The sequence below is a fragment of the Paracoccus sp. J56 genome, from assembly GCF_019633685.1.
Lineage (GTDB): Bacteria > Pseudomonadota > Alphaproteobacteria > Rhodobacterales > Rhodobacteraceae > Paracoccus > Paracoccus kondratievae.
Window position 1 is genome coordinate 23,915 of the sequence record NZ_JAFL01000030.1, and the last position, 8,025, is coordinate 31,939.

The window sequence follows — 8,025 nt, forward strand, 5'->3', positions numbered from 1 at the left end:
GCATGTCTTTCCTCCCTCTCTCCTCTCCTGATGGTTCCTGCTGGCGCGGGGCCGGCGGTTCAGGGCCCGCTTATTGCCAATGCGCGCATTTCGAGGTCTGGCCGATGCCGGGGTTCATGCTGTTTGTGGGGTCGAGCTGCCGATAAAAGCCCGCGAGCTCCGGCTTGGCGTGATAGAGATGACCGACATTGTGTTCGGCCGGGTATTCGGCACTGCGCTGGTCAAGCAGGCGCCACATCTCATGTTCGACAGCGATGCAGTCGTGGCCCTTTTTCACCACGTAATCCTGATGGAAGACGTGGCAGAAGAAATGGCCGTAATAGAGTTTCTTCTCGATTTTGTCGGCCAGTTCGGGCGGGAGCCGCTCGACCCAGTCGCGGTCGTTGCGGCGCAGGGCGATGTCCAGCGCGACGATATCCTCGACCTCGCGGGCGTGGATCGCGCGGTAACGAACCGCCGCGCCGGCGACGGCAAAGCGGTGCAGAAAGGCGGCCGTCCCCTCATCCGGGTTGCATTCGAACATGTCCCCCTGAGCCGAGGGGAAAATGCTGCCAAGATAGTCGCGCGCCTCGGCAATGCCCGCCCCGCCCATGCGCAAAAGCAGGTGGTGTTCGTAGCGGTCACGGAATTCGTTCATGCGCCGGGGCAGATGCTGGGGCGCCAGCGAAGCAACGGCCTGCGCCAGCCGATCCGACAGGGTTGAGCCAAGACCAAGGCGTTCGGTCAGCGCATCCATCCGTGACTTGGCGGAAAAAAAGGCTGGCATGCGGTCGGTGCCGGCGTGGCGGATGAACAGGAAGGTGTCCTTGCCGTATTTGGCCGCGACGTCATAGGCCTCGCGGTGGATATATTCCCCGGCAATGGGCAGGTGACGGAAACTGGCAAGGATATGACGGCGAATCCCGGTCAGTTCGTCGGGGTCGTTGGTGCCGATGTAAAAGACCGCAGTTTCCTTTTCCGCCTTGAATGTGTCGAGCCGCACGGCAAAGACCGCCAGCTTTCCCGCACAGCCCGCGGCCTCGCGCAGGCGGCGTGGGTCGGCGTTGAACCGGGCCGGGGTGTCCGCCTCGATATCGCGGACATGATCGGCATATTCGCGGTCCGAGGCCCAGGCGTCGGTCGGCGCGGGCACGGGCAGATCGCCGGTCTCGATGCGGGCGAGGATCTCTTCGGGGTCGTCACCCAGATCAAGCCCCAGATGGTTGACGAGCGCGACCGAACCGTCGGCGCGTACCTCGGCGTAAAGGCTCATCTCGGTATAGGCGGGGCCGCGCTGGATCAGTGCGCCGCCCGAGTTGTTGCAGATCCCGCCAAGAACCGAAGCACCGATGCAGGACGAGCCGATCACCGAATGCGGCTCACGTCCCAGCGGGCGCAGGCGTTTTTCCAGCGCATCCAGCGTGGCGCCCGGCAGGCACAGCACCTGATCGCCCCCGCCCAGCAGGTGGATGCCCTTTAGCCGCATGACTGAAATCAGCACGATCTCGCGGTCGTAATCCTGTCCCCAGGGGGTCGAACCGCCGGTCAGCCCGGTATTCGCGGCCTGCAGGATCACGGCCCGGCCCAAGGCGATGGCGGCGTTCAGCACCCGCCACATTTCGACCAGAGAGCCGGGGCGCACCACTGCCGCTACCGGCCCCTCGCCATAACGAAAGCCACGGGTATAGCGGCGCGTTGTCCGGGGCGCGGTCAGCACATGAGCGCGCCCCACGATCTGGCGCAACTGGTCCAGCAGCCGGGTGCGGTCTGCGGCTGGCCTGGCGTCGCCGGGTCGCGTCATGGCTTTCCCCCCCCTCCCGTTCTTGCCTGTCTGGGCGGTATCGGTCCCATGTCAGGCATAAGAATTGATCAGTTCACTTTACCCACCCCAATTTATTGGTAAAATGATTTTACCAATCGGGTCAAGCGGAGAATCCATTGCGCCCGGCCCGGTGCTATGGATAATCTCTCCGACCGGGCGCCGCCGGTTAACCTTCTGAAATTTCGGCGATCCGCAGGGGAATGGGCATGGCGAGCGAAGTGAACAAAGGCATCTCAGCCGCAGAGACAACCGCACGGCATATCGAGGACCTGATTCTGGAAGGTTCGCTTCGTCCTGGGGATTCGCTTTTGGCCGAGCGTGAGCTGGCGCTGCGGCTGAACGTTTCGCGCCCGACGCTGCGTCAGGGGATCCGCATGCTTGAAGACAAGGGGCTGATCGTCGCCGAACCGGGCGGCGCGCGCCGGGTGGCGCCGCTGGCGACCAGCATTACTGATCCGTTGATCGTTCTGATGGCCTCACGCCCAGAGGTGGTGGACGACTATCTTGAGCTGCGCGGCACGCTTGAGGGGATGGCGGCCAATCTGGCCGCAACCCGTGCCAATGATGTTGATCGTGCCACCCTGACCCGCTGTATGGAGCGGATCGACGAGGCCCATGACAAGGCCGATTTCCGCGACGAGGCCGAGGCGGATGTCGATCTGCATGTCGCAGTCTATGAGGCCAGTCATAATATCGTGCTGCTCCAGATCATGCGTGCGCTGTCGGGCATGTTGCGCAAGGGCGTCTTTCACAACCGGGAAAAGCTTTATGCCCGGCCCGAGGTGCGCGAGGTGCTGCGCAGCCAGCATCGCGCTATCTACAACACCATCATGGCACGCGACCCCGAGGCGGCAGCCCGCGCTGCCCGCGATCACATGGTTTATACCCAACGCGTCCGGGCCGAGATCATCGCGGCCGAGGCCCGGCTGGAGATTTCGCTGCGCCGGATCGAGGGCGGGAGCCTGACCCCGCGCAACTGAATGGCTTTGCCGGTTCCGGCATCCATGCCATCATCAAATCCCGCAACGACAGGGAGAAGGGCATGGACAGGATCGACAAGCTGACAGCCCGCATCGACGGGCTTGAGGGTCGCGTGATCGCGCATCGCCGAATGTTTCAGAAACTGCTGGATCTTTCGTCCGAAAGCGTCCGGGCCCAGATTCTGCGCTGGCTGGAAGACCGCGAGGTGATGCTGGACGGGCAAGAGGACCCCGGCGTGATCTCTGGTCCCGAGGCCGCGCTGGAGCTGGCGCTGTCGGATGAGATGCGCTTGTTGCACGATCTTGCCGCTGCTTCGCGGTCCCGTTTCGAGGCATCTTAACCTTTTTCGTCACATCCGTTAACGCTAACTTTCATCTGACCGTCACAAGCTGCGAAGGGCGTGGCGCGGCAGAACCAAGTTTACAGACCGTCCCACGACCATTCGCTGGAGGAGTTCCATGAATCCCGTCGAGCCCGTTCACAGCACGACCACGCTGCTGCTTATCGCTGCGGCAGCGGTGCTGGTCCTGCTGGTCCTGATCATGCGGTTTCGGCTGCATGCCTTTGTTTCTCTGGTGCTGGTCAGCCTTTTGACCGCCATGGTCGCGGGTATTCCCCTGGCCGATGTCATCCCGACGCTGTTGCAGGGCTTTGGCTCGACGCTGGCCACGGTGGCGCTGCTCGTCGGCTTTGGCGCCATGATCGGCCGGTTGCTTGAGGTTACCGGCGGTGCGCAGGTGCTTGCCGACCGGCTGATCGGTAAATTCGGGGCCAACCGAGCGCCCTTTGCGCTGGGCGTTGCCTCGCTGCTTTTCGGCTTTCCGATCTTTTTCGATGCCGGTCTGGTGGTGATGCTGCCGATCATCTTTAGCGTCGCCTATCGGTTCGGTGGCTCGGTGCTGCTTTACGCCTTTCCGGCGGCGGGCGCGTTTGCAGTCATGCACGCGCTGGTGCCCCCGCATCCGGGACCGGTTGCGGCAGGCGATCTGCTGGGGGCCGATATCGGGCTTCTGGTGCTGGTCGGGCTGATCGTTGCCCTGCCGACCTGGTATTTCGGCAGCTATCTGTTCGGGCTCTGGGCCGGGCGGCGGTTTGAACTGCCGATTCCAAAGCTGCTTGGCGCGGATGAGGCTGTGAACCACGACCGTGTCCCGCCAAGCTTTGGCACGGTGATGCTCGTGCTGCTTTTGCCGCTGGCGCTGATCTTTCTCAACACCGGGCTGAGCACGCTGGCGACCATGGGCGTGGTCAGCGGCGATGCGGGCTGGGTCACAGTGCTGCGGCTGATCGGCCAGACGCCGGTTGCGCTGCTGATCACCGTGCTCGTCGCCATGGCACTGCTGAGCCAGGGCCGTACCCCCGCCGAGATTGAGCGTATTATGGACAGCGCGCTGGGCCCGATCTGCTCGATCATCCTCGTCACCGGGGCGGGCGGCATGTTCGGCGGTGTGCTGCGCGCCAGCGGTATCGGCGAGGCGCTGGCCTCAAGCCTTGCCACGGTGGGCATGCCGCTGATCGTCGCTGCCTTTGTCATCTCGATGGCGCTGCGGGTGGCGCAGGGCTCGGCCACGGTGGCGCTGACCACGACCGCCGGACTGATCGCGCCGACGGTTGCCGCGACCCAGGGGCTTAGCGAGTTCGACCGTTGCTTTCTCGTGGTGGCGATTGCAGGTGGCGCAACGGTGCTGAGCCACTTCAATGACTCGGGTTTCTGGCTGGTTGGCCGTTTCCTTGAGATGGATGAAAAGACGACACTGAAAACCTGGACAGTGATGGAGACATTGCTGGGCACCATCGCCTTTGGCTTTGCCCTGATCGGATGGTGGCTGCTGTGAGCGGGGCGGTGCAACATATCGTGGTGATGGGCGTTTCGGGCGCCGGGAAAAGCACCACCGGAGAGGCGCTGGCCCGCCATCTGGGCTGGCCCTTTGTCGAGGGTGACAGTTTCCACCCCGAGGCCAATGTTGCCAAAATGCGGGCTGGCATCCCCTTGGATGATGCCGACCGCGAACCCTGGCTGCGGGCGCTTGCCACAGAGATCGCCCGCAATGAGGCGCAGCGCCAGTCCTCTGTCATGGGCTGCTCGTCGCTCAAGCGCGCTTATCGTGACATTCTGCGCACGGGCGCACCGGTCGTGCGCTTTCTGCATGTTCACGGTTCGCGCGAACTGCTGGAAAGCCGTCTTTCGCACCGTGAAGGGCATTTCTTTCCGGCCAAGCTGCTGGATTCCCAGCTGGCGACATTGGAGCTGCTTGGCCCCGACGAAGATGGCACGGTGGTCGATATGGCGCTGCCGGTCGAAGAGCAGGTGCGCAAGGCGCTGAGGCTGCTGGGGCTTGAGGGAAAAGAGGCCCGCCGCGCCTGACCCGATAACCGGTGGATCCCCATATGAATACCCCGCCTGAGCGTCAGGCGGGGTATTCGCTACGTCGGAGTCTGGACTGTGTGCGGGGCGCCGCCCACAGTCGCTCTCAAGTGCTCACATGGGGACTTTTTCTTCAACTGGTATGATCCGGCATTTCGTCAGTCCTTTCCGTTGTTCCGGATCCGTGGTCCAAGCCCGTTTCGCGATCCGTGCGCGTGCCTGTCGCACGTATCAAACTCACATACGGTTGCCGCTCAGGGCGGCTGCACCATGATTCCGCATTCTGCGGGCGAGGGCTCGGGAGGACGGGACCATTCTGCTCTGCGGCTGTCGAAGCCACGCCCTAATAAGGTCGCTCACCCGGATCCGGCGGGGTTGATCAGATCCCGTCGAACATCATGGCCATGAACGTCAGACCGTCTTCATGGCAGCACCTTCGATTACCACTCCGGCTGTGAGATACTTCCACAGGGCGACCAGCAGTTTCCTCGTCATAGCAGCGATCATGGTCTTGCGAATGCGGCCGCCATGCCCGGCCACACGCTGCTGGAACCAGCGGCTCAGTTCCGAACGAGGCTGATGGCGCAGCCAGAGCCACGCCACCTGGATCATCGTTGTTCGCAGCCTGGGCTTGCCCGATTTGCCGGCACCCTGCTCCCGGCACACATAGCCACACCTTGCCAAGGTGTTCGTGTCAGGCCAGCATAGGCAGCCAGTTGCCGACGGTTTTCGAGCGAGCGCGACAGCCCCTCGGCCCTGATCACCGCCGCGAAGATCAGTCCCGATACCTTTCAGCGCAGCCAGAACTGCAGCCGCGGGTGTATCGGTGCGGTCTGCCTGTTTCAGCTCGGCATCGCGCTCTGTCTCGATCTCCTTGGTCTGCCCAAGCAGCAATTCCAGACGGTCGAGTTTACGCAGGATCTGCCGTTTCAGGCGGGATGAAAGCGGGCGCCCGGCGCCAGTGCGCAACTTCTCCAGATTGTGCCGGCGATTGCGATGCAGGGGTTCATAGGCCGTGCCTTGCGGATAAAGCAGCCCTTTGATCCGGCTGACGTGCCTGACACGCTCCGCAACCGGAACCTTGCGCTCCTGCGATGGCCGGCGCCTGTCCTCGTTTTCCGGAGACGGGGCACGGACCATCGAACACACCCCCGGTTCTCCCCGCTTCCATGCCGGCAGCGTTCTGACGCGGGTTGCCGCCCGCGCCTGTTGCCGCCAGGGACCCTTGTCGCCAGCGGCGTCTGCCCGCATCCATCCGGTCTTGCGCCGTTCGTCTCCCAGCAGGCCATCGAGAAACTGCCCTGCCGATACCGCAACCCGTCCCTGCGTGAACAGCACCCGCATCCGCGACTTCACGTCCCGAAGCGACGAAGCCCACAGCTCAAGCGTTTCCGCGACAGCTAATCCCGACATCCATGACCCCATTCAAATCATGGTAGCCCAGTGATTCAGAAATCAGATGAAAACGCAACTGTAATGCTAGCACAGTTCTGCTTGTTTCGAGTTCTCTGATTTGAGGTCGAAAAGCCCTGACATGGTGGACCGCCGAAAAGAACCACCGGAGCGTCTCTGGTGCCAAAATTGATTTGCTGAATATCCCCCACGTCGCCGTTGATTACTCGCGCAGATGGGTGGTTCGCGCTGTGGGTTGCGCAAGCAGACTTATTAATTTCGATTGCGACTCGCACTTGAACTCCGGCGACCGTAGCGCCGTACGACATGCCCCTGCGCCTGCGAAGACTTCGATTCCGATCATACCATTTCTTCTTACGTCAGAGTCGCCGATCATGATGAATCGAGCCGCAATCATCCGGATACTAGAAAAGTCGATGATTTTACAATAAAAACTCACTGGTGCAACGAATCTTTCGACGTTTCGGTGCCCCTTCGGTTGGGGTAGCTACGACCTATGTGCTTGTAGTTCATCGCGGCGTTGATGGGGGCTTCCCTGTGAACTGCCGCGTTGAGGAGCGCCTCTTTGCGGCATATACGTAGGGTAAAAATCCGAGAGGGGCTGGATGCGATGGCGCGGTACAAGGATCGCGATGTCCGCTTCTGAAGGGTCTGTATCGTGATGCCGCTCGTCTGCTCCTCGGCCGCGAAGCGGTCGTTCATTAACTCTGCAGCGAACTTCCGCTCACCGCCCTTATTGACAGTCCTGTGTGTAGCAGAGGAGTCCGAGTCATCTGCTGCAACTCTACTTCATCGACCGATATGAGGAGGGGCGCCCAATGGACAAAAGATCTGTCACAAATGGACAACTCGCATGTCACCTGACAAAAGGATTGTCGGGTGACAGTGGATTTGTCCATCGGTGTTGAGCTAGGTTATTGATATAAAATATCACTACTTCATTTTAGTGACACCGATTTGGCCATTTGTGACAAATCTTGTGTCCACTTTCAAGTCCCACGAGTGCGTATCCATCGCTGAAATGAAAAAAGCGCCTCACCTGAGGCGCTGAAAGATATTTATTTGTTTATTTATTGCGGGGCAATGGCGGGAGTTAAGCCTTTCATTGCCTAGGGTCAGGACTCATAACCAATAAATGACGATTGCGGCGAGGGCGATGGCTGAGAGGAAGACCTTTGGGCATCTGTCATATCGGGTTGCCACACGCCGCCAATCCTTGAGCCTGCCGAACATGATCTCGATCCTGTTGCGCCGTTTGTATCGGCGCTTGTCGTACTTCACCGTCATCTTCCGCTGTTTTCGACCAGGGATACACGCCCGTATCCCCTTGTCTTTCAATGCTTCTCTGAACCAGTCGGCGTCATAGCCGCGATCCCCGAGCAACCAATCGACATCCGGCAGGCTGCTCAACAATGCCCGCGCGCCAATGTAGTCGCTGACCTGACCGGCGCTGACGAACAGGTTG

Annotated in this window: 7 protein-coding genes and 2 pseudogenes; 4 read left to right on the forward strand and 5 right to left on the reverse strand. The window is 61.3% G+C overall.

Annotated elements, in window-relative coordinates:
- Nucleotides 1–70: 70 nt before the first annotated feature.
- On the reverse strand, nt 71–1,780 hold the full coding sequence (gene dld / locus M511_RS16450) for a D-lactate dehydrogenase (protein ID WP_085502776.1): 1,710 nt from the start codon (nt 1,778–1,780) through the stop codon (nt 71–73).
- 227 nt (nt 1,781–2,007) lie between these two features.
- Between dld and M511_RS16455 the strand changes: the two genes are divergently transcribed.
- From M511_RS16455 to M511_RS16470, 4 genes are all read left to right on the forward strand, one after another.
- Nucleotides 2,008–2,781, forward strand: a complete 774-nt coding sequence (locus M511_RS16455) for an FCD domain-containing protein (protein ID WP_010398821.1) — start codon at nt 2,008–2,010, stop codon at nt 2,779–2,781.
- A 62-nt stretch (nt 2,782–2,843) separates the two neighbouring features.
- Nucleotides 2,844–3,122, forward strand: coding sequence for a hypothetical protein (locus M511_RS16460; protein WP_010398823.1), 279 nt, complete (start codon nt 2,844–2,846; stop codon nt 3,120–3,122).
- A 118-nt stretch (nt 3,123–3,240) separates the two neighbouring features.
- Nucleotides 3,241–4,617, forward strand: a complete 1,377-nt coding sequence (locus M511_RS16465) for a GntP family permease (protein WP_010398825.1) — start codon at nt 3,241–3,243, stop codon at nt 4,615–4,617.
- Nucleotides 4,614–5,147 carry a gluconokinase gene (locus tag M511_RS16470; RefSeq protein ID WP_254901068.1) on the forward strand — a complete coding sequence of 178 codons (534 nt, stop codon included), beginning with the start codon at nt 4,614–4,616 and terminating at the stop codon, nt 5,145–5,147. The genes M511_RS16465 and M511_RS16470 overlap by 4 nt, the downstream gene beginning before the upstream one ends.
- Nucleotides 5,148–5,558: 411 nt before the next feature.
- Here M511_RS16470 and M511_RS19315 read toward each other — a convergent pair.
- From M511_RS19315 to M511_RS16485, 4 genes and pseudogenes are all read right to left on the reverse strand, one after another.
- Nucleotides 5,559–6,335: pseudogene (locus M511_RS19315) on the reverse strand (transposase); the annotation flags it as partial.
- 15 nt (nt 6,336–6,350) lie between these two features.
- Nucleotides 6,351–6,560 (reverse strand): annotated as a pseudogene (locus tag M511_RS16475) (IS701 family transposase); the annotation flags it as partial.
- Nucleotides 6,561–6,595: 35 nt separating this feature from the next.
- On the reverse strand, nt 6,596–6,868 hold the full coding sequence (locus M511_RS19690) for a DNA cytosine methyltransferase (protein ID WP_085502783.1): 273 nt from the start codon (nt 6,866–6,868) through the stop codon (nt 6,596–6,598).
- Between the two features lie 814 nt (nt 6,869–7,682).
- Nucleotides 7,683–8,025 (reverse strand): IS5 family transposase (locus M511_RS16485; RefSeq protein ID WP_139824611.1); only part of this gene is annotated, 343 nt, incomplete at its 5' end.